Annotated in this window: 21 protein-coding genes; 13 read left to right on the top strand and 8 right to left on the bottom strand. The window is 68.0% G+C overall.

The genetic code is table 11. From position 1 onward, the window contains the following. Window positions 1-62: 62 nt before the first annotated feature. Window positions 63-2,066, bottom strand: a complete 2,004-nt coding sequence (locus tag NFU04_RS07850; protein WP_251308947.1) for a sigma-54-dependent Fis family transcriptional regulator — start codon at window positions 2,064-2,066, stop codon at window positions 63-65. A gap of 295 nt (window positions 2,067-2,361) precedes the next feature. Between NFU04_RS07850 and NFU04_RS07845 the strand changes: the two genes are divergently transcribed. From NFU04_RS07845 to NFU04_RS07815, 7 genes are read left to right on the top strand one after another with little or no spacing between them, the layout of a single operon-like run. Continuing rightward, window positions 2,362-2,871, top strand: a complete 510-nt coding sequence (locus NFU04_RS07845) for a twin-arginine translocation signal domain-containing protein (protein WP_251308946.1) — start codon at window positions 2,362-2,364, stop codon at window positions 2,869-2,871. A gap of 12 nt (window positions 2,872-2,883) precedes the next feature. Further along, a complete protein-coding gene (locus NFU04_RS07840; RefSeq protein WP_251308945.1) occupies window positions 2,884-4,464 on the top strand; it encodes a GMC family oxidoreductase in 1,581 nt (526 codons plus the stop codon). 15 nt (window positions 4,465-4,479) lie between these two features. Continuing rightward, window positions 4,480-5,478 carry a thiamine pyrophosphate-dependent dehydrogenase E1 component subunit alpha gene (locus tag NFU04_RS07835; protein ID WP_251308944.1) on the top strand — a complete coding sequence of 333 codons (999 nt, stop codon included), beginning with the start codon at window positions 4,480-4,482 and terminating at the stop codon, window positions 5,476-5,478. Then, on the top strand, window positions 5,475-6,506 hold the full coding sequence (locus tag NFU04_RS07830) for an alpha-ketoacid dehydrogenase subunit beta (RefSeq protein ID WP_251308943.1): 1,032 nt from the start codon (window positions 5,475-5,477) through the stop codon (window positions 6,504-6,506). Before NFU04_RS07835 ends, NFU04_RS07830 begins: the two co-directional genes overlap by 4 nt. Before the next feature lie 12 nt (window positions 6,507-6,518). After that, a complete protein-coding gene (locus NFU04_RS07825) occupies window positions 6,519-6,755 on the top strand; it encodes a lipoyl domain-containing protein (RefSeq protein WP_251308942.1) in 237 nt (78 codons plus the stop codon). A gap of 11 nt (window positions 6,756-6,766) precedes the next feature. Continuing rightward, window positions 6,767-7,507, top strand: a complete 741-nt coding sequence (locus NFU04_RS07820; protein WP_251308941.1) for a 2-oxo acid dehydrogenase subunit E2 — start codon at window positions 6,767-6,769, stop codon at window positions 7,505-7,507. Between the two features lie 15 nt (window positions 7,508-7,522). Then, window positions 7,523-8,269, top strand: a complete 747-nt coding sequence (locus NFU04_RS07815) for a lipoyl protein ligase domain-containing protein (RefSeq protein WP_251308940.1) — start codon at window positions 7,523-7,525, stop codon at window positions 8,267-8,269. Here NFU04_RS07815 and NFU04_RS07810 read toward each other — a convergent pair. From NFU04_RS07810 to NFU04_RS07790, 5 genes are all read right to left on the bottom strand, one after another. After that, window positions 8,247-8,657, bottom strand: coding sequence for a VOC family protein (locus NFU04_RS07810; protein ID WP_251308939.1), 411 nt, complete (start codon window positions 8,655-8,657; stop codon window positions 8,247-8,249). The two genes, NFU04_RS07815 and NFU04_RS07810, sit on opposite strands and share 23 nt — an antisense overlap. 11 nt (window positions 8,658-8,668) lie before the next feature. After that, complete coding sequence (locus NFU04_RS07805) at window positions 8,669-9,715, bottom strand: proline racemase family protein (protein ID WP_251308938.1); 1,047 nt, start codon at window positions 9,713-9,715, stop codon at window positions 8,669-8,671. Further along, the gene (locus tag NFU04_RS07800) at window positions 9,712-10,914 is read right to left on the bottom strand and encodes an alcohol dehydrogenase catalytic domain-containing protein (RefSeq protein ID WP_251308937.1); all 1,203 of its coding nucleotides are present in this window, start codon (window positions 10,912-10,914) and stop codon (window positions 9,712-9,714) included. Before NFU04_RS07800 ends, NFU04_RS07805 begins: the two co-directional genes overlap by 4 nt. A 127-nt stretch (window positions 10,915-11,041) precedes the next feature. Further along, on the bottom strand, window positions 11,042-11,530 hold the full coding sequence (locus NFU04_RS07795; RefSeq protein WP_251308936.1) for a LabA-like NYN domain-containing protein: 489 nt from the start codon (window positions 11,528-11,530) through the stop codon (window positions 11,042-11,044). Further along, on the bottom strand, window positions 11,527-12,093 hold the full coding sequence (locus tag NFU04_RS07790) for a thioredoxin family protein (protein ID WP_251308935.1): 567 nt from the start codon (window positions 12,091-12,093) through the stop codon (window positions 11,527-11,529). Before NFU04_RS07790 ends, NFU04_RS07795 begins: the two co-directional genes overlap by 4 nt. A gap of 128 nt (window positions 12,094-12,221) precedes the next feature. Here NFU04_RS07790 and NFU04_RS07785 point away from each other — a divergent pair, with 128 nt between their 5' ends. Continuing rightward, window positions 12,222-12,698 carry a YbhB/YbcL family Raf kinase inhibitor-like protein gene (locus NFU04_RS07785; protein ID WP_251308934.1) on the top strand — a complete coding sequence of 159 codons (477 nt, stop codon included), beginning with the start codon at window positions 12,222-12,224 and terminating at the stop codon, window positions 12,696-12,698. A 10-nt stretch (window positions 12,699-12,708) separates the two neighbouring features. On the opposite strand, the gene NFU04_RS07780 is transcribed toward NFU04_RS07785, so the two are convergent. Together NFU04_RS07780 and NFU04_RS07775 are read right to left on the bottom strand one after the other, a co-directional pair. Then, window positions 12,709-13,647 carry a 2-dehydropantoate 2-reductase gene (locus tag NFU04_RS07780; protein ID WP_251308933.1) on the bottom strand — a complete coding sequence of 313 codons (939 nt, stop codon included), beginning with the start codon at window positions 13,645-13,647 and terminating at the stop codon, window positions 12,709-12,711. 16 nt (window positions 13,648-13,663) lie between these two features. Further along, on the bottom strand, window positions 13,664-13,945 hold the full coding sequence (locus NFU04_RS07775) for a hypothetical protein (protein WP_251308932.1): 282 nt from the start codon (window positions 13,943-13,945) through the stop codon (window positions 13,664-13,666). A gap of 277 nt (window positions 13,946-14,222) precedes the next feature. Here NFU04_RS07775 and NFU04_RS07770 point away from each other — a divergent pair, with 277 nt between their 5' ends. The 5 genes from NFU04_RS07770 to NFU04_RS07750 all read left to right on the top strand — a co-directional run. Beyond that, window positions 14,223-16,031, top strand: coding sequence for a TolC family outer membrane protein (locus NFU04_RS07770; RefSeq protein WP_309296789.1), 1,809 nt, complete (start codon window positions 14,223-14,225; stop codon window positions 16,029-16,031). Window positions 16,032-16,105: 74 nt separating this feature from the next. Beyond that, window positions 16,106-18,256, top strand: coding sequence for a type I secretion system permease/ATPase (locus tag NFU04_RS07765; RefSeq protein WP_251308931.1), 2,151 nt, complete (start codon window positions 16,106-16,108; stop codon window positions 18,254-18,256). Beyond that, window positions 18,256-19,680 carry an HlyD family type I secretion periplasmic adaptor subunit gene (locus tag NFU04_RS07760; protein WP_251308930.1) on the top strand — a complete coding sequence of 475 codons (1,425 nt, stop codon included), beginning with the start codon at window positions 18,256-18,258 and terminating at the stop codon, window positions 19,678-19,680. The genes NFU04_RS07765 and NFU04_RS07760 overlap by 1 nt, the downstream gene beginning before the upstream one ends. 2 nt (window positions 19,681-19,682) lie before the next feature. Then, window positions 19,683-20,297 carry a helix-turn-helix transcriptional regulator gene (locus tag NFU04_RS07755; RefSeq protein ID WP_251308929.1) on the top strand — a complete coding sequence of 205 codons (615 nt, stop codon included), beginning with the start codon at window positions 19,683-19,685 and terminating at the stop codon, window positions 20,295-20,297. 171 nt (window positions 20,298-20,468) lie between these two features. Continuing rightward, window positions 20,469-21,473, top strand: a 1,005-nt coding sequence (locus NFU04_RS07750) for a retention module-containing protein (RefSeq protein WP_251308928.1), incomplete at its 3' end; no start/stop codon positions are given.

The following is a 21,473-nucleotide window of genomic DNA, read 5'->3' as shown; positions in this document are numbered from 1 at the left end:
CACGGCACTCGCTGGATGCCGCACGGCGTGCCCAGCATAGCTGCTTTGGTTCAAGGTATGGTTCAACTCGGCGTCGGCGGGTTCTGCAGGTTGGGCGGCACGATGCCCAGGCGCTTCATGCGCCGGTAGATGGTGGGACGCGACAGTCCCAGTTCCCGGGCCACGGCGCTGACATTCCACTGCTGGCGGCACAGCGCTCGGTAGAGCAGGTCCTGCTCCAGCGGGCGCGGGGCCGGCGCCGCCGGCTGGCGGGTGCCGCCGTCGTCGACCGCGGCGGGGCGCCCGGCGCCGGGATGCGCCAGCTGGCCGTGCAGGCACTCCTCCGGCAGGTCGCCGACCACCACCTCCTCGCCGTCGCCGGTGGCCAGGGCATAGCGCAGGGCGTTGTGCAGCTCGCGGATATTGCCCGGCCAGGGGTAGGCGAGCAGGGCGCTGATGGCATCGCCGCGCAGCCGTGCCCGGCCGCCGCGCTGGTGGTTGAGCTCGGCGAAGATCTGGCGGATCAGGTAGCCCTTGTCGGCGCGCTCGCGCAGCGGCGGCAGGCGCAGGCTGGCGCCGTTGAGGCGATAGTAGAGGTCTTCCCGGAAGCGCCCGGCGGCGATCAGTTCGCGCAGGTCGCGGTGGGTGGCGGCGACGACCCGCAGGTCGACCTTGATGGGGCGGCTGGCGCCGATGGGCAGCACCTCCTGCTCGGCCAGCACCCGCAGCAGCCGGGTCTGCAGCTGCAGCGGCATGTCGCCGATCTCGTCGAGGAAGAGAGTGCCACCATCGGCCTGGGCAATCAGCCCCTTCATGCCCTGGCTGCGGGCGCCGGTGAAGCTGCCGGCCTCGTGGCCGAAGAGCTCGCTCTCGATCAGCGATTCCGGCATCGCGGCGCAGTTGATGGCCACGAAGGGTCGGTCGTGGCGCCGGCTCGCGTCGTGCAGGGCCCGGGCCATGCGCTCCTTGCCGGTACCGGTCTCGCCCATCACCAGGATATTGATCGGCTCGTTGCGTAGCCGGGCGGCCCGGGTCAGGGTATCACGCATGCTGGGGTCATCGTCGGCCAGGGCCTCCAGGGGGGCCAGGCTGGTGTCGCGGCTCGGCGTCGCGCCGCCGGTCGCGCGGCGTGGCGGCTCGATCAGGGTGGCGAAGTGAATCTCCCGGTGGCGGCGGGTATGAAAGGCCTGGACCCGATCGTCGCTATGCCGGGGAATGGCCAGTACCTCGTCGACCCGGGCATCGAGCAGGTCCTGGATATTCCAGGCCTTGAAGGGGCGCGCCTCGCCGCCCTCGGGCAGCGGCAACTCGTGATGGCGAAGCAGCTTGCGCCCGGCGGTATTGGCCGCCACCAGGCTGCCGTCCTCCTCGATGGCCAACAGGTAGCGGCGATTGATCTGCACGAACTCCCGGGAGCGATCCAGGCAGACGATGGCGTGGTCGCCATAGCGCTGTAGGAAGTAGGCATCCTCGATCATCTTGGCGGTGGTTTTCACCAGTTGCAGGGCGAAGGTCTGGGAGTCCTTGGTGGCCGGCGACTGGTAGGCGGAGATATCGAGCACCGCCAGCAGGCGGCCATGGGGGTCGAAGATCGGCGCCGCCGTGCAGGTCAGGCGGATATGGTGGGCGCTGAAGTGATCGCTGTGGTGGCAGGTCAGCGCCGTGCGCTCCTGGATGCAGGTGCCCACCGCGCAGGTGCCGGCATGGGCCTCGCTCCAGTCGGCACCGAGGAAGAGGCCGGTGCGCTGATGTTCACGCTGGTCGGCCTTGGCGCCGAGGAACTGCACGGCGATACCCCGGGCATCGGTGAGCAGCACCACATAACCCAGGGGCGCCACCTGGCGATAGAGCTGTTCGACTCCGGCGCGGGCCACCTGCAGCAGGTCGTCGGCCTGGTCCTGATGCTCGCGCAGGGTGGCGCCGGGCACGTAGCGGGCCGGGGTGGGGCGGGCCGGGTCCAGGCCGTAGCGGTCGATGCAGCGCCGCCAGGAGCGCTCGATGATGGCCGCCTCCCCCTGGCTGCCGGGGCGATGCAGGGACTCGAGGATGGTCTCGACATGCTGGCGTTGGCTCGGGCTGGCGGTCATGGCGTGCCTCTGGTCGTTGTTATGTCTTCAAGGTAAGGGGCGGTCCCCCGAGTCGAGATACGACCTTGGTCGAGCATCGTTACACCTGTAATGGGGGGCGCCGGGACAGCTGTCACGCCCCGTTCGCCTCGGCGTTACGCTCCAGGCACCTCTCTCGCGTATTGCTGCTCCTGTATTTTTATTAATTATCAAGTGGTTATGCGTATTTCTCGTCGACTTGGCACGAAAGCTGCCTTGTCATGGGCGTGTCCGCCGGACCGGTGGACCTGCCAATAACAAGACGAGGAGTCACGCCATGACCGCTTCTCCCCGGGTGACGCTGAGCCGTCGCCGTTTCCTCTCCATGACCGGGGCCCTGGCCGCCGGCGGCCTGGCCCTGGGCGCCACCGGCCTGTGGCCGCGCTGGGCCCGGGCCGAGCCCGCCCTGGCCCGCCGCCTGCTGCGCCTGGGGCGCGATATCTACCCCCACGAGGCAATCGAGGATCGCTATTACCTGGCGCCGCTGACGCCCTTGCTGGAAGCGCGGCGCGACGAGATCGCCGCCGGCCTCGAGGACCTCGACCGGCGTGCCCGGGCCGCCCACGGCCGGGATTACGGCGAGATCGAGGGCGCGGCCGAACGCGAGGCGCTGCTGCGCGAGATCCAGTCCAGCGACTTCTTCCAGGCGGTGCGGGGCGCCCTGGTGGTGGGGCTCTACAACACCCCCGAGCTGTGGGAGCCCCACTTCGGCTACCAGGGCTCCTCCTGGGAGCAGGGCGGCTACCTGAACCGCGGTTACAACGACCTGGTGATCGACTGGCTGTAAGGGAGAGATGCTATGAGTACGCGCTTTTCGCATGACGACGATGGGGTGGTGGTGATCATCGGCTCCGGCGCCGGGGGGGGCACCCTGGCCCATGCCCTGGCCAGGAAAGGCATCAAGAGCGTGGTGCTGGAGGCCGGCCGGCGCCATGCCATGGAGGAGATCGAGAACGACGAGTGGGCGATGTTCGAGAAGCTCTCCTGGCTCGACGAACGGATGACCGCCGGCCCGCGTCAGCTCACCGAGACCTTCCCCCACCTGCCGGCCTGGATCGTCAAGGGGGTGGGCGGCAGCACCATTCACTGGGCCGGGGTCTCGCTGCGTTTCCAGCCCCACGAGTTCCGCATGCACAGCGAGGTGGGGGATATCCCCGGCGCCAACCTGCTGGACTGGCCGATCTCCTACGCCGAGCTCGAGCCCTATTACGTCCAGGCCGAGCGCCATATGGGGGTGACCGGCGAATCCTCCGGGATGCCGCTTCACGACTGGAACAACAACTTCAAGGTACTGGCCGAGGGCGCCAGCCGCATCGGCTACCGGCAGCTGCGCGCCGGTCCCATGGCCATCAATACGCGCCCCTACGATGGTCGGGCCTCCTGCATGCAGGCGGGGTTCTGCATGCAGGGCTGCCGCTTCGGCGCCAAGTGGTCGACGATGTACACCGACATCCCCCGCGCCGAGGCCACCGGCCTCTGCGAGGTACGCCCCAATGCCATGGCGCTGAAGATCGAGCATAACGACGCCGGGCGGGTCAATGCCGTGGTCTATGCCGACGGCGACGGCAACCTTCAGCGGCAGCGGGCGCGGGCGGTCTGCGTGGCCGGCAACTCCATCGAATCGCCGCGGCTGCTGCTCAACTCCCACTCGTCGCTCTTCCCGGACGGCCTGGCCAACTCCTCCGGTCAGGTGGGGCGTAACTACATGACCCACGCCACCGCCTGCGTCTTCGCCGAGATGCCCAGGCCCGTGAACATGCATCGCGGCACCACCTTCGCTGGAATCATCTCCGACGAGGCTGGGCTCGACCGCTCCCGGGGCTTCGTCGGTGGCTACACCCTGGAGGTGATGTCGCTGGGCATTCCCTTCTTCGCCAAGTTCATGGACCCGGGGCAGGGGGGCTGGGGCCGCGACTATGCCGGCATCCTCGAGAAGTACGACCACCTCTCCGGGGTGTGGATCTGCGGCGAGGACCTGCCCATGGAGGAGAACGGCATTCGCCTGCATGACAGTCGCCGCGACCAGTACGGCCTGCCGGTGCCCATCGTCTACAAGGGCGACCACCCCAACGACGAGGCCCTGCGCCGCCATGGCCAGCAGCAGGCGCGGCGCTGCTACGAGGCGGTGGAGGCGGTGCGGGTCTTCGATGTGCCGGACTTCCCCACCAGCCACAATGTGGGCACTAACCGCATGAGCGCGCGCCCCGCCGACGGCGTGGTGAACCGCTTCGGGCAGACCCACGACATCGACAACCTCTTCGTTTCCGACGGCAGCCAGTTCACCTCGAGCGGCGCCGAGAACCCCACCCTGACCATCGTCGCCCTGGCGCTGCGCCAGGCCGACCATATCGCCGAGCGCATGACGCGCGGCGAGCTCTGACAGGAGGACGCCCTAATGCAACCCACAGTCGAACAGCGGCGCTGGATGTACCGCCATATGGTGCTTAGTCGCTACCTCGAGGAGCGCATCGAAGCGCTCTATATGGAAGGCAAGACCCCGGTCTTCAACATGGCCAAGGGCCCCATCCCCGGGGAGATGCACCTCTCCAATGGCCAGGAGCCCTGTGCCGTGGGGGTCTGCGCCCATCTCACGGCGGACGATATCGTCACCGCCACCCACCGTCCCCACCATATCGCCGTGGCCAAGGGAGTCGACCTGGACGCTATGGTCGCCGAGATCTTCGGCAAGGCCACCGGGCTCGCCGGCGGTCGCGGCGGCCATATGCATCTCTTCGACGGCGCGGTGAACTTCTCCTGTTCGGGGATCATCGGCGAGGGCCTGGGCCCGGCGGTGGGGGCGGCGCTCTCCCGTCAGATGCAGGGCAAGCCCGGGGTGGCGGTGGCCTTTATCGGCGAAGGCGCGGCCAACCAGGGCGCCTTCCACGAGGCGCTGAACCTGGCGGCGGTGTGGAAGCTGCCGGTGGTCTTCGTCATCGAGGACAACGCCTGGGGCATCTCGGTGGCCAAGCAGGCCTCCACCGCCGTGCCGCGCAATGTCACCCGCGCCGACGCCTATGGCATGCCCGGCCATCACGTGGCCGACAACGACGTGGAGGGTGTCTATGCCGCGGCGGGCGAGGCCATCGGCCGGGCCCGGGAGGGCCTGGGGCCGAGCCTGATCGAGATCGAGACGGTGCGCCTGGCCGGCCACTTCATGGGCGACGGCGAGGACTACCGACCCGAGGGGGAGAAGGCGGGGCTCACCGATCCCCTTCCCCGCTATCGCGCGGCCCTGCTCGCGGCCGGGGTCCTCGACGAGGCGGCCGATGCCGCCCTGGTGGCCGAGGCCCAGGAGCGGGTCGAGGCGGCCATCCGCTTCGCCCAGCAGAGTGACTTCCTGCCGCCCGAGGCGGCGCTGGAAACCGTCTTCGTCGAATCGGGAGAACCGCAATGACTACTGCGACCAAGAGCGCCAACCGCAAGCTGACCATGGCCCGGGCCATGGCCGAGGCCACCGCCCAGGAGATGCGCATCGATCCGCGGGTCTTCGTGATGGGCGAGGACGTGGGGCCCCTCGGCGGGGTCTTCGGCAACACCCGAGGCCTGCATGAAGAGTTCGGGGCCGAGCGGGTGCGCGATACGCCGATCTCCGAGACCGCCTTTATCGGCGCCGCCGTGGGGGCCGCCTCCGACGGCATGCGCCCCATCGTCGAGCTGATGTTCGTCGACTTCTTCGGCGTGTGCATGGACGCCATCTACAACCTGATGGCCAAGAATACCTACTTCTCCGGCGGCAAGGTCCCGGTGCCCATGGTGCTGATGACCTCCACCGGCGGTGGCTACTCGGATGCCGGCCAGCACTCCCAGTGCCTCTACGGCACCTTCGCCCACCTGCCGGGCATGAAGGTGGTGGTGCCGAGCAATGCTTTCGATGCCAAGGGGCTGATGACCGCGGCGATCCGCGACGACAACCCGGTGGTCTTCATGTACCACAAGGCGCTGCAGGGCATGGGCTGGCTGGGTACCGAGAAGGGCGCCACCGTGGCGGTACCGGAGGAGGCCTATAGCGTGGAGATCGGCAAGGCCGCGGTGACCCGGGAGGGGCAGGACCTGACCCTGGTCAGCCTCGGCGCCGGCGTGCATCACTGCCTGCGCGCCGCCCAGGCCCTGGAGGCAGAGGGCTTCTCCGCCGAGGTGATCGACCTGCGCAGCCTGGTGCCGCTGGACCGCGACACGGTGCGCGAGTCGGTCGCCAAGACCGGGCGACTGATCGTGGTCGACGAGGACTACCACAGCTATGGCGTCAGCGGCGAGATCATCGCCAGCGTCGCCGAGCACCCGGGGTGTCGCCTGCGCGCCGCCCCCAAACGGGTGGCCTACCCGGATATTCCCATTCCCTTCGCGCCGACCATGGAGCAGTGGGCGCTGCCCAATGCCGACAAGATCGTCGCCGCCTTCCATCAAATGCTGAGTGAAAGTTGAGGAGAATCCCCTATGACGACCGACATTACCGTACCCGCGGACCTCTGGGAGGGCGAGACCGAAGGCGTGATCACCGCCTGGCTGGTTAATGACGGGGCCGAGGTCGCCCAGGGCGACCTGGTCGCCGAGGTGATGGTGGAGAAGGCCCAGTACGAGATCGAGGCACCGGTCTCCGGGCGGCTCAGCATCACCAAGGAAGAGGACGAGGTGGTGAGCAAGGGGACCCTGATCGCCACCCTGGAAGCCTGAGGAGATTCGCCATGCGACTCGATACCCAGGAGACCGCCGCCCCCGAGGAGGCGGCGGCCGCCACGGCGCCGATCAAGCTGCGCGGCATGCGCGGCATGATCGCCGCGAAGATGCTGCAGAGCCTGCAGCAGTCGGCCCAGCTGACCCATCACGCCAGTGCTCGCCTGGATGCGTTGCAGGCGCTGCGCGATCACTGCCGGGGGCGGGGGCTCGCCGTGCCCTCGCTGCAGGATCTGCTGCTGCGCCTGATCGTCCAGACCCTGGGCGATTTCCCGGCCCTCAATGCCACCCTGGAGGAGAACTGCATCACCCGGCATGCCGCGGTGCACCTGGGCCTGGCGATTCCGCTGCCCGATGACCTGCTGGTGGCCCCGGCGCTCTTCGATGCCCAGGCCCTGCGCCTGGGCGAGCTGCCCGAGGCGCGCCGGGCGCTCACCGAACAGGCCCGCCATGGCCAGCTCGGCGTCAAGGCGCTCACCGGCGCGACCTTCACGGTATCCAACCTGGGGCGCTCCCGGGTGCACCACTTCACGCCGCTGCTCAACCTGCCCCAGGTGGCGATCCTCGGCATCGGTGGTGTGGAGTCCCGGGTCGTGCCAGACTCGGACGGCTGGCGCGCCGTGGAGGTGATCGGCCTGTCGCTGACCTTCGATCATCGCGCCGTCAATGGGGCGCCGGCGGCGGCCTTCCTCGATGCCCTCTGCACGCGTATCGAGGGGCTCGCCGCCGATGCCTTCGACCCTGAACTCTGACGCGGAGCCCGAGCCATGACGCCTGCCTGTTCCCCGGAGCGCGACTCCCAGACCCTGCGTCGGCCCAGCGTGGCGGAGGGCCTGGCCCTGGAGGAGGCGCTGCTGGAGTCGATCTGTCACGGCGAGGGCGACTTCGGCCTGGTGGCCTGGTCGCCCCGGGATCGTGCCCTGGTGATGCCGCGTCGCCACGAGCGCCTGGAAGGCTTTCCCGAGGCCCGGGCGGCGCTCGCGGTCCAGGGCTGGCCGATCCAGTTCCGTTCCACCGGCGGTACCCCGGTGCCGCAATGTCCGGCGGTGATCAACGTGGCCCTGGCCCTGCGCTGCCGGGTCGCCGGCTCCGCCGCCCACCTGGAGTGGGGCTACCGACGCCTGGGAATGCCCTGGTGCGACTGGCTGAGTGAGCTGGGCGCGACGGACCCCAACCTCGGCGAGGCGCCGGGGGCCTATTGCGACGGGCGCTTCAATGTGCGCATCGGCGAGCGCAAGCTGGTGGGCACCGCCCAGCGCTGGCGGCGGGTGCGGGGCTGTCGCGACATGGCGATGCTGGCCCATGGTGCTATGCAGGTGGGAGAGAGCCCGGAGGCCCTGGTCGGCGTGGTCAACGCCTTCCAGGCCGCCATCGGCGACCCGGAACGCTTCTCGCCGGCCAGCCATATCGCCCTCGGCCAACTGCTGCCGGAGGCGCAGGTCGAGGCGGCCCTGCCCGGGCTGCTGGCGCGGCTGAGGGAAGCCGGACCGCTCAGGGATCCGGCGGCCCCTTGAGCTCGATGGTATTGCCCTCCGGGTCCTGCAGGTAGATCGAGGGGCCGTACCCGTCGGCGCCGTAGCGCCGCCGGGTCTCGCCGGCCTCGATGCCATGGGCGGCGAGGTGGCGGCGGATGGCCGCCTCGTCGAAGGAGGCGAGGCGCAGGCAGAAGTGATCCAGGTTGTGTCCCTTGCGCCCCGGCGCCGGTCCGCCCTGGAGGCCCAGGGGGCCGTCCACGGGGACCAGGTCGATCAGGGCGTCGCCGGCGCGCAACTGGATCAGGCCGAGCTCGTTCTGGCGCTTCTCCAGCTCACAGCCCAGCGCCTCGAGATAGAAGGCCAGCATGGCCTGCTCGTCGCGGATGTGCAGCACCAGGTGGTCGAGGCCGCGGATGGGCAGGCTCATGGTGCCTCCTGTCAGCGATCCGAGCGGTTAGCCTCCAGAATATGTGTCAATCCGGCGCACTCCACCAGGGGGTCGTCGCCGTTGACCACGACTTCGGTATGCCCCAGCACATAGCCCTTACCGGTGATGGTGTTCTCCACCACCTGGTGTTCACCTTCCCGATGGGTACCGGTGAAGGTGCCGATAAAACCGGTCTCGCGCAGCGAGACGGTCTCCAGGCGGTCGCCGGGCCGGATGCGTCCCTCGTGGTGCATCAGCGCCAGGCGCGCCGAGGTGCCGGTGCCGGTGGTGCTGCGGCAGATCACCCCCGGGTGCACATAGGTGGCGGAGCGAGAGCGATAGAAGTCGTCGGCGACCCGCTCCACCGGGCCCATGAAGTGCAGGAAGGGCAGGGGGCCCACGTCGCCCAGGGTGTAGTGGGAGAAGCCCCGTTCGGCCTGGATCGCCTCGACGATCTTGTGGGCGCAGTCGGCAAGCGCACGCTCCTCGTCCCGGCTCAGGTCGAAGCCCAGCTCGGCCGCCTCCACCAGGGCGTAGAAGCCGCCGCTATAGGCCACCGAGTAGGTAACCTCACCCAACTCCGGCACATGGATCGTTGCCCGGTGGGTGTCGATGTAGCTGGGCAGCCCCTCGCAGGTGATCGCCTCCACCACGCCGTTCTCCACCCTGGCCTCGATGGAGACCAGCCCCGCCGGCGCCTCCAGCTTGAAGCGCTGGACGCCCTCGCGCTTTGGCACGATCCCTGCCTCCAGCACCGCCGTGGCGGTGCAGATGGTGTTGGAGCCGGAATAGATGGGGTAGCCCATCACCTCCATGATGATATAGCCCGCCGCCGCCTCCGGGTCGGTGGCCGGCACGATCAGGTCCACCGACATCTCGGGGATGCCGTAGGGCTCGAAGAGCAGCAGTTGGCGCAGGCCGTCGGCGTCGTCGCGCAGGTAGTGCATCTGCTTGCGCACCGTGTCGCCGGGCAGGGGCGTGATGCCGCCGAGCACGATGCGGCTGACGTCGCCGCCGGCGTGGGTGTCCATCATCTGGAAGGTCAGCGGGCGGCTCATGCGGAGGCCTCCTGGGTCGAGGTGGCGGCGGAGGGCGTCACGGCGAAGGGGGCGCCGTGCTCGTCCCACTGGGCGTCGGGGACGAGCACGATCTTGCCCAGGAAGTTGCTGCCGCGATTGACGAAGTAGCGCTCGGCGGTGTGCAGCTCGGAGAGCGGGAAGGCGCCATGCAGCACCGGCTTGAGCCGGCCCTCGCGGATCCAGGCGATCAACTGCTCGGCCTCCTCCCGGGTGCCGTGGGAGACGCCGAAGAGCTGCACCTGGTAGAGGTAGATGCGCGTCCACATGATCTCGCTCACATTGCCGCCGCTGGCCCCGGCAATGGAGAGCCGCGGGTAGCTGGTGCGGGCCCGCATGTCCTGGATCATGGTGTCGATAAAGCGGTCGGTCATCTCGCCGCCGACCAGGTCCATCACCGCATCGATGGGGGCGCCGCCGGTGGCCCGAAGTACCCGCTCGACGAAGCTCTCCAGGTCGCCCCGGTCGATCACCGCCTCGGCGCCCAGGGCCAGCAGCGCCTCGGCCTTCTCCGGCTGGCTTACCGCATAGGGAATCGCCCCGACGATGCGGCACAGCTGGATCAGCGCCGTGCCCACGCCGCCGCTGGCGCCGCTGACCAGTACCCGCTCGCCGGCGGTGACCCCGGCCGAGGTCATCATATGATAGGCGGTCTGGTAGGAGCACATGCCCATGGCGGCGAGCTCGGCGTCACGCAGCTCCGGGTTGGGCACATGATGGAACTGGTCCGACGGTACGACCACGTATTCGGCATAGCCGCCGTCGGCGCCGTGGCCATAGTAGTCCGGGGTCAGGTTGATATCGCGTCGGGCATCGGCATAGAGGTTGAAGTCGAGCAGGCCGCGCTCGCCGATCCGCCCAGCGTCGACGCCTTCACCCACCGCCGCCACGCGCCCGGCGATATCGGCGCCCTGGATGCGCGGGAAGGTCAGGGTCGGCTCGCCACCCATGGCGAAGGAGGTGACGTCGCCCTGCTCCTTGGTGGGGTAGAGCCCCTCGCGAGCCTTGCGGTCGGTGTTGTTCTTGGCGGTGGCGGTGACCCGCACCAGCACCTCGCCCGGCCCCGGCGTGGGGACGGGAACATCGTCGTGATAGACCAGCTTGTCCACGTCGCCATGTCCGGTGAGCACCATGGCGGCCATGGTGGCGGGAATCGCATCGGGGGAGGAGGTGTCGTGCATCGGCGTGTTTCCTGAGTCGGGTGAATACCCTGCTGACGATAGCAGAGCGGCTCGGGCGCACCGATGGGGATTTTTTCGGTTTACGGGGCGGATTCGCCGGGAATTTTTTGTTCGCCGCCGGGCCGGCTCAGCGGCCGGGTGAGCCCAGCAGCAGGCCGTCCTCGATGGGGATAAAACGGCTCGCCGACTGGATCAGCGCCTGGGCGGTAAGGCGCGGCACCCCATAGACCTCCACGGTCTTGCCGCGGGCCTGGCGCAGGTGGTCCACCAGCAGGGTGAAGTCACCATCCCCGGAGGCCAGGATCACCACCTCGGCCGCCTCGGCATGCAGCATCGCATCCAGGGTGATGCCCACGTCCCAGTCGCCCTTGGCCGAGCCGTCGGCGCGCTGGATAAAGGGCTTCAGGCGCACCTCGAAGCCGATGCCGCGGAGGATGTTCTGAAACTGGCGCTGCTTCTCGTCGCCCCGGTCGATGGCGTAGGCGATGGCCCGGGTCACGCGGCGTCCCCGGGTGGCCTGAGCCCAGAAGGCGTTGTAGTCGAAGTGACGCCCATAGGCCTGGCGGGTGGTGTAGTAAATATTCTGCACATCGACCAGCAGCAGGACGGGGGTCATGGGGTGTCCCCGTCGGTCTTCCACTTGATATTGCAGCCCAGGGAGGGGCGCTGGTCGGGATTCGCTGCCTCTCCCGCCAGCACCGCCTCGATGGCGGCACGCAGATCGGCGCCGCTCACCGGCGTCTCCTGGCCCGGGCGGCTGGCGTCGAACTGGCCGCGGTAGGCCAGGCGATGGTCGGCATCGAAGAGGAAGAAGTCCGGGGTGCAGGCGGCCTGGAAGGCCCGGGCCACCGCCTGGGTGTCGTCCACCAGGTAGGGGAAGTCATAGCCCCGGACGCGGGCCTCTTCGCGCATCGATTCGGGGTCGTCATCCGGGTAGGCGTGGGGGGCGTTGCTGTTGATGGCCACCACGCCGAGCCCCCGGGCCCGGTACTCCCGGGCGAGCTCGGCGAAGGCGTCGGCGATATGCCTGACGAAGGGGCAGTGGTTGCAGATAAAGGCCACCAGCAGGGGACGGCCGAGGAAGTCCTCGCGTGCGGTGATTTCGCCCTCGGGGTCGGCGAGGCGGAAGTCGGGCAGGGCGCTGCCCAGGTCGATCATGCGGGAGGCGGTCTTGGCCATGGTCTCGCTCCTGATGAGGGGGAACCTGCATTGATAGAGTATCTGCAGCCTATCAGATCCCTCGAGCTTGATGCCGAGCGCCCAGGTGGCGATGCTGGTGATGTCACTCGCTAGAAGAGGTTCCTGCCATGCCCTTTGCCCTCTCGTCCCTGACCCTGAGCAGCCCCGCCTTCGGCCCCGGCCAGGCGATTCCCCGCAAGCACAGCGGCGAAGGCGAGGACCTCTCGCCCGCCCTGCTCTGGGAAGACGCCCCCAAGGGCACCCGCGCCTTCGCCGTCTTCTGTCACGACCCGGACGCGCCCCTGGTGCAGCATGGCGGCTATGGCTTCGTGCATTGGGTGCTCTATAACCTGCCGGCGGAGACCACCCAACTGGCGGAAGGCAGTACGGCGGGCACGCCTGGCGTCAATGATTTCGGCCTGCCGGGCTACGGCGGCCCCATGCCGCCGGAGGGGCATGGGGAGCATGGCTATTACTTCTGGGTGTTGGCCCTGGACGTGGACCTGGACCTGCCGGCGGGACTGCGCCTGGATGAACTGCTGGCCAGGATAGAACCCCATCTGCTGGGCATGAATCGCCTGATGGGGCGCTATCGCCGGGGGTGAGGCGACTCGCTCAGAAGCTTAGCTCGCCCCGGGCGCGCCGCTCCTGGGGCAGCAGGGCGGCATGAATCGCCGCGTTGATCGGCGTGGCGATGCCGGTGGCGTGGCCCAGCCGCACCACGGCGCCGTTCTGGGCGTCGAGCTCGGAGGGCCTGCCGCCGATGATATCCCGCTGCATCGAGGCGGTGCTGCTCTCCGGCAGGCTGTCGATAAACGTCATGGCGCGTGTCACCGCCGCATCGGGCAGGCGCATGCCGCGGGCCCGGGCCACGGCGCAGATCTCCTCCATCACGCCTTCCAGCATCCGCCGGGTCTCCGGCTGGGTCCGGCTGATGCCGATGGGCGCCCGGGTAATCGCGCCCACGCCGCTCATGGCGCAGATAAACAGGAACTTGCTCCAGATGGCCGTGTGGATATCGGCGGGAATCTCGGCGGTGACGCCCGGCGCCGCGTCGAACATCGCCTTGAGGCGTTGGGTGCGCTCGCTGGGTCGATTGTCCAGCTCGCCGAAGCGCAGGAAAGGGTCGACGCCGGCGTGACGGATGACCCCGGGCGCCTCGCGGTAGGCGAGGATGCCACAGAGGCCGCCCAGCACCCGCTCGCGTCCCCAGCGCTCGGCGAGATGGTCGCTGGCTTCCACGCCGTTCTCCAGGGGCAGCAGGAGGGTCTCGGGGCCCAGCAGGGGGCCCAGGGCATCGGCGATCTCGGCCACCTGCCAGGCCTTGACCGCCACCAGTACGCAGTCCACGGGACCGATCTCGGCCGGGTCATCGCTGGCCCGTGCCGGGGTGATCCGGCAGTCGCCCTGGGGGCTGCGTACCCTCAGGCCATCACGACGAATGGCGTCCAGGTGCTCGCCACGGGCGATAAAGCCAACCTCCTCGCCAGCCTCGGCGAGGCGCGCGCCGAAATAGCCGCCGACGCCGCCGCTGCCGTAGATCGCAACACGCATCCTGTGTCCTCGTCGCTTAGTAGAGGGCCTGCTCTTCGTTGACCACTTCCTTGAGCAGCTCCAGGTAGAGCTTGTCCGCTTCCGAGTGCTCGCTGGGATCTTCGGGGATATGCACGCTGGTGGTATCGGAAATCTCGTTGGCGATGCGCGCCATCACTTCCTTGTCATTGCCTTCGCTGAGGTGCTTGCGGGCCACCACCAGGGATTGCTCGAGGATCTTGGGATCCTCCAGCAGCTTCTTGATAAAGCTGCGTAGCTCATTGATGACTCGAGTCTTTTGAATTTCAGAGGCCGACATGGGCGTACGCTCCTTAAGCGCAGGAAAACACGCCAACCATACCATGGCGGGCCCATGGCGTCAGGGGTAGGGGAGTATTCGGTCCGTCCCGGCGGTCGGCGTCGGCCAGGGGCGCGGGGGCCGGTGAATTTCATGGCGGCTCCGAGGGGCTTTGACTAGAGTGCAAGGAGGATTACGTTCGTTTACAAAAAGGGGGCGTCTCCCGGACCGAGTGTCCGGGAGACGCGACGCATCACGATTTCATCAGTGACGATGCATTGATGCACGAGGGGCGATCATGAAGACCTTCATGTCGATTCAAGGGATAGCGATTAACCGCCTGGTGCTGGCCGTCGGGGCGGCCTGCCTGAGTGGCGTGACCACGACCGCGTCGGCGCAGAGCATGGCGGGCAATCTCACCGAGGCGGCGCAGCGGGCCATCAATACCAACCCCGAGGTCCAGGCCAGCTGGCATGGCTTCCAGGCGGCCATCGATGAGGTCGGGGTGGCGCGGGGCAATTACTTCCCCAGCGTCGATCTGGTGGGGGGCATCGGTCGCGAGGCCCGCGAGGGGGATGGCCGGGGCAGCTTCTCCTCGGATTTCGTCGAGATCTCCCTGACCCAGATGCTCTATGACGGTTTCGCCACGCGCAGCGCCGTGGAAGAGCTCGACCGCGCCAAGCTGGTGCGCTACTACGAGCTGCTCGGGGCCAGCGAGGAAGTGGCCCTGGAGACGACGCGGGCTTATCTGGACGTGCAGCGCTTCCGCGAGCTGGTCGCCCTGGCCCAGGACAACTACGCCGAGCATCTGCGTGTCTTCAACCAGATCGAGGAGCGGGTAGGTACCGGCGCCGGGCGTGGGGTCGACCTGGAGCAGATCAGCGGGCGCCTGGCACTCGCCGAATCCAACCTGCTCACCGAGGCCTCCAATCTGCATGACGTCAGCGCCCGTTACCTGCGCCTCGTCGGCGAGCTGCCGGCGGAGAACCTGGCGCCGGCGCCCAGCATGGATGATCGCATGCCGGCCTCGGTGGCCGAGGCGGTTCGCATGGCCTACGAAGGCAATCCGGGCTTCCATGCCGCCATCGAGAATATCGCCGCGTCGCGGGCCGAGCGCGAGGGGGCGCGTTCCGCCTTCCATCCACGCCTCGACTTCCGGGCGCGTCACGGCACCAACAACCTGGATGACGTGGCGGGGCGCCGCGACCACTCGGTGGTGGAGCTGGTGGCCAGCATCAACCTCTTCAACGGGGGGAGCGACCTGGCGGAGTTCCGGCGCACCAGCGACCTGCTCGAGCAGTCCATGGACCTGCGTGATCTGGAGTGTAGCAACGTTCGCCAGACCACCCAGATCGCCTATAACGATACCCGTCGACTCCGCGAGCAGATGAACCACCTCAATCAGCATCGCCAGTCCATCGATCGTGTCAGGGGGGCCTACCAGCAGCAGTTCGATATCGGTCAGCGTACGCTACTCGACGTGCTGGACTCCGAGAACGAGTACTTCGAGGCCAGTCGCGCCTATGCCAACGCCCAGTATGATCTGGCGCTGGCACAGGCCCGCACCCTGGCGTCCATGGGCGGCCTGCTGCCGGCCCTGGGCATCACCCGCGAGGGCCTGCCGACCCTGGCCGACCTGGGGAGTGACGGCGTCAGCCTGAGTCCCGAGGATATCTGCGCCGATATCGCCCCCACCAGCTACAGCCTGGATGACCTGGTGGCGGGCATGAACATGCCGGCACCGACCCGCGCCCCGGATATCACGCTCTCGGCGGATACCCTCTTCGCCATCAACAGCGCCGAACTGAGTCCGGCGGCGCGCAGCGAGCTGGATCGCCTGGCGGAGCAGATTCGTGGACGCAATGACCTGCGCCGGATCTTTATCGCCGGCCATGCGGATATCACCGGCAATGACGCCATTAACGATCCGTTGTCCCAGCGCCGCGCCGACAGCGTGGCACGCTATCTGGTCAGCCAGGGGGTATCCGCCGACCTGATGGAGACCCGCGGCTATGGCTCCCGTCAGCCGGTGGCCAGCAATGCCACGGTGGAGGGACGCCGCGCCAATCGCCGTGTCGAGATCACCCTGGAACGACTGGATGAGTAGCCCGTCGGCGGCCCACAGGGAAGGGCGCTGATTTATGCAAGGGAGCATGCGAAGGTCGATGCGAAGGAGTTGCCGTGACCAGTGACGAGAAGTGGTTCCGCTTCGTGGGAGGCGACCTGGCCGAGTGCCTCAGGGTCGTGGCCCGAGCCCATGACCACGAGGTCGTCACCGAGGCCCTGGTGGCCGGCTTGCCGCTGGAGAATGGCGAGCTGACCCCCGGGGTCTTCCCGCGGGCGGCCAGGCGGGCGGGGCTGGCGGCGCGCCAGACCCGCTGCGCCCTGGTGCGCCTCAACCCGTCGCTCTTTCCCGTGATTCTGCTGCTGGAACCCCACCGGGCCTGTGTATTGCTCTCCCTGGATATCGAATCGCGGCGTGCCGAGGTGATCTTCCCCGAGCTGGGGGAGGCCGCCACGGCGATCGGGCTTGATGAGCTGGAAGCGCGCTACAGCGGCCGGGCCATCTATGCGCGGCCCAGCTTCCGCTTCGATGCCCGGGGGCCCGAGGTCAAGCGCCTGCGGGCTCGCCACTGGTTCTGGGGCGTGATCGCCGAGAATCGTCGCCTCTATCGGGACGTGCTGGTGGGCTCGGTATTGATCAACCTCTTCGCCGTGGCCATGCCGCTGTTCGTGCTCAATGTCTACGACCGGGTGGTGCCCAACCAGGCCACCGAGACCCTCTGGGCCCTGGGCATCGGGGTCTTGGTGGTGCTCTGCTTCGACCTGGCGCTGCGCCTGATGCGTAGCGCCTTCGTCGATCTGGCCGCCAGCCGCGCCGACGTCAAGGTCTCCAGCCATATCATGGAGCGGGTCCTGGGCATGCGCATGGAGGCGCGACCGGCCTCCACCGGGTCCTTCGCCGCGACCCTGCACTCCTTCGAGGCGGTGCGTGGCTTTATTGGTTCCGCCACCGTGGTGGCCCTGGTGGACCTGCCCTTCGTGCTGCTGTTCGCCGGCATCATAGCGATTATCGGCGTGCCGCTGGTGATTCCCATCGTGGTCGGGGCGCTCTTCGTGCTGCTCTATGCCCTGGCCGCCCAGGGCCGCATGCATGAGCTCTCCGAGACCACCTGGCGGGTCAGTGCCCAGCGCAATGCCAGCCTGGTGGAGTCGGTGGCCAACCTGGAAACCGTCAAGGCGCTGCGCGCCGAAGGGCGTACCCAGGGGGTATGGGAGAAGACCACCGCCTTCCTGTCGCGGACCGCGGCCCAGTTGCGACTGCTGAGCGGCTCGGTGTCCAGCGTCGCCCTCTGGGCACAGCATACGGTGGCGGTGGCGGTGATCATCATCGGGGTCTACCTGATCATCGCCGGTGAGCTGAGTCAGGGCGGATTGATCGCCGCCTACCTGCTCTCTTCCCGAGCCATGGCGCCGATCAGCCAGGCCGCGGCGCTGCTGGCGCAGTACCATCAGTCCGCCACCGCCCTGGCCGGCCTCGATCAGGTCATGGCCAAGCCCCAGGAGCGGGAGGCGGGACGTCACTTGATCAGCCGCCCGGTGATTCGCGGCGAGATCGCCTTCGACAAGGTGAGTTTCCGTTACCCGGAGGAGGCGCAGGACGCGCTGCGCGATGTCTCGCTGACGATCGCCGCCGGCGAGAAGGTGGCCCTGCTGGGACGGATCGGCTCCGGCAAATCGACCCTGGACAAGCTGATCCTGGGGCTCTATCAGCCCACGGCGGGAGCGGTGACTGTGGATGGTGTGGACATCCGCCAGTGGGATCCCATGGACCTGCGCCGGCATATCGGTTATGTGCCCCAGGATATCAGCCTCTTCTTCGGCAGCCTGCGCGATAACATCATCGCCGGGGCCGGCAGCGAAGGCATCAGCGACGAGACGCTGCAGCAGGCCCTTGAGGTGGCGGGGCTGACCGAGCTGGTCAATCGCCACCCGCTGGGCCTGGACATGCCGGTGGGGGAGCGCGGTGAGTCGCTCTCCGGTGGCCAGCGCCAGAGCGTGGCCATCGCCCGGGCCCTGGTGCTCGATCCGACGATCCTGCTGCTGGATGAGCCCACCAGTGCCATGGACCATGCCAGCGAAGAGGCCTTCAAGGCGCGTCTCGCCGCCCTGGCCGAGCACAAGACGCTGATCGTGGTTACCCATCGCACCTCGCTGCTGGCGCTGGTGGAGCGGATTGTCGTGGTCGATGCCGGCAAGGTGGTAGCCGACGGGCCCAAGGAGAAGGTGGTGACCGCCCTGCGCAGCGGGCAGATCGGGAGGGCGCGCTGATGGCCGAGCACAAGCCAACCCTGGAACAGCGCGGCTTCGAGCGCATCGGGCGGCTCAGCGAGGGAGGCAGCAGACCCTTCCGGCCGCTGATCGACCGCCTCTTCTCGCGCTGGGTCTCCTCGGCCCATCTCGATCGCGACTGGGCCAGCGATGCCGACTGGGCGCGCATGCAGCAGGAGCCGCTACGCGCCCGAGCCTTTCTCTACCTGGTGGTCATGGCGCTGGTGGGGCTGGTGATCTGGGCGAGCCTGGCGCAGATCGACGAGATCACCAAGGGCCCCGGGCGCATTATCCCCTCGTCTCAGCTGCAGCGGGTGCAATCCTACGATGGCGGCGTGGTCCAGGAGATCCGGGTCGCCGAGGGGCAACGGGTAGAGGCCGGACAACTGCTGATGAGCATCGATCCGACCCGTTATGCCTCGAGCTTCCGCGAGAACCAGGCTCGGGTCTGGGCCCTGCAGGCCCGGGCGGAGCGATTGCGCGCCCTGGTCACCGATGAGCTCTTTCGTCCTTCCCCCGAACTCGTGGCCCAGGCCCCCGATCTGGTGGATCGCGAGCGGGAGCTGTATGACGGCTTGCGTGCCGAGTTGCGGGAGCAGGAGAGTATCGTCCGCGAGCGTTTGACCCAGCGTCGCGAGGAACTCAACGAGGCGCGTGCCCGCTACAATGCGGCCTCTCGGGACCTGGGGCTGGCCAGTCAGGAACTCAATATGACGCGGCCGTTGCTGCAAAGCGGTGCGGTGTCCGAGGTGGAGGTGATTCGCCTGCGTCGTGAGGTCTCTCGGGCCAGCGGCGAGCGTAGCCAGGCCAGTGCCCAGGTCTCGCGTCTCGAAGCCGCCGTGGAGGAGGGCGAGGCCCAACTGCGCGAGGTCACCCTGGAGCGTCGCGCCGAATGGCGAAACGAGCTGGCGCAGACCATCGGCGAGCTCTCGGCCCTGGAAGAGAGCAGCACCGGGTTGGAGGATCGGGTGCGCCTGGCCGAGCTGCGGGCGCCGGTGGCGGGCATCGTCCAGCGTCTGCATATCACTACCCTGGGGGGCGTGGTCCAGCCCGGCCAGGACGTGGTGGAGATCGTGCCCATCGATGACCAGTTGCTGGTGGAGGCGCGTATCGCGCCCCAGGATATCGCCTTCCTGCGCCCCGGCCAGGCGGCCTTTATCAAGCTGACCGCCTATGATTTCTCGATCTATGGCGGGCTCGAGGCCGAGCTGGAACATATCAGTGCCGACACCATCACCGATGACGAGGGCAATAGCTTCTATCTGGTGAGGGTGCGCACCCAGGAGGCGACCCTGGCACCGGAGATGCCGATCATTCCCGGCATGACCGCCCAGGTGGATATCCGCACCGGGCAGCGCACCATCATGGAGTACCTGCTCAAGCCGGTGCTGCGCGGCATGGGCAATGCGATGACGGAGCGCTGACCATGCGCCATGTGCTGGTGGTTTCCGGGCGTGTGGCGCTACCCCGCTGGATCAGCGCCTTCCCCGATGGCTGGACGCTCTCGGCCCGCGAGGCTCCGAGTCGCCTGGGGCAGGGCGATCACGCCTGGGTGCTCAGCGATAACGACGAATGGCCCCAATTGATCGAGACCCTGGTGAATCAGCAAGTGGTCTGCGTGGCACTCTCCTGGCTGCCCCGCAAGGAAGAGGCCTTCCTGGCCCTGGGCGCCGGGGCGCGGGGCTATGCCCATGCGCTGAGCTCCGTGGAACTGTTGCATGAGGTGGCCCTGGTCACCATGCATCACGGCCTCTGGGTGGGGCCCGAGCTGCTCAGCGACGTGGTGGGGTCCACCTTTCGTGCCCTGGGGGGCGGCCTGGCCCATCAGGCCGGCGTGCTGGCGGAGCTGACGGCCCGGGAGCGTGATGTGGTACTGGCGGTGGCCGCGGGGCATACCAACAAGGAGGTGGCCAGGGCCCTCGAGATCACCGAGCGTACCGTCAAGGCACACCTGGGGGCCGCCTATCGCAAGCTTGGTGTGCGAGACCGCATGCAGCTGATTCTCAAGCTATCCGGTCACCTGGAGACCACCCTGAGATAGCCACTTCGTCCAAATATACATTTGGATACTTTTGTTTACCCTGTACCACGGTCCAATACTCCGCCCCTTTTCCCTCTCCTAGCTTTGAGATAAGTGCCGGCCGTCGTCGGCTCGCCTCGTGAAGCCTTTTTGGCTCGGGGCAAGAATCCAGGGAATACAGGGGGCCCCGCCATGAGCATTGCAGTCGTTCTCTCGATTACCGGACAGGCCTGGGCGCGTGATGCCGAGGGTAACCTTCGCGAGTTGCGTCCCGGTGATGCCGTCGAGGAAGGCGAGGTGGTCGTGACCTCGGCCGATGGCAGCGTCGAGCTAGACTTCGGCGGCGGCGAGTCGGGCCTGGTCGTCATCGAACCCGGCCAGGAAGTGCTGATGCAGGCCGAGCTGGCTCCGGATGCCGAGGTCGATCCCGAGCAGGCCAGCGTCCAGGACGAGGAGGTCGAGGCCTTGCTGGCGGCACTCGAGGACGATGATGGCGACCTCTTCGATCTTCTCGAGGATCCCGCCGCGGGCGCCGGTGCTGGTGATGCCGCCGGTGGCGGTCATGGCTTCGTGCGCCTGGCACGGATCACCGAAGGCGTCGATCCGCTGAGCTATCAGTTTGGTGTGGCCCTGGCGGGTGGCCCCGAGGACGGGCTCGGCGAGCCGCAACTGCTGGAGGAGGAGTCTTTCCCGGCGATCTCGGTGGTGGACGCCGAGGGCGGTAACCAGGTCGACGAGGCGGCGCTGGATGATGGCAGCAACCCGTCGAGCCCGGCGGAGAGCGTCAGTGGCAGCTTCAATATCACCCACAGCGGCAATGACACCACCGCCTCGCTGGTGGTGGGTGGCGTCGATGTGACCGCGGGCGGGGTGGTCAACGGCACCTACGGCACCCTGACGGTGACGCTGAATGCCGGCGTCTACGCATGGACCTACACCCTGGACGACAACACCACGGACCACCCGGATGACACCAGTACCGGGACCAGCGAAGGGATCCAGGACGTCTTCGCGGTGACGGTAACCGATAGCGATGGGGATACGGCAAGCACCAGCCTGGCCATCGATGTGCTCGACGACGGCCCGGTGGCCGTCGACGATAGCGTGGTCGGCGAAGTGCCCGAGGACGGCAGCGTCGATATCGATGTCTTCGCCAATGACACCGCCGGTGCCGATGGCGTCGACCTGGCCACCGGT

The sequence above is a fragment of the Halomonas sp. NCCP-2165 genome (assembly GCF_023708045.1).
GTDB lineage: Bacteria > Pseudomonadota > Gammaproteobacteria > Pseudomonadales > Halomonadaceae > Bisbaumannia > Bisbaumannia pacifica.
Note: the sequence above shows the minus strand (reverse complement) of the source record. Positions and strands in the feature narration are given on the sequence as shown.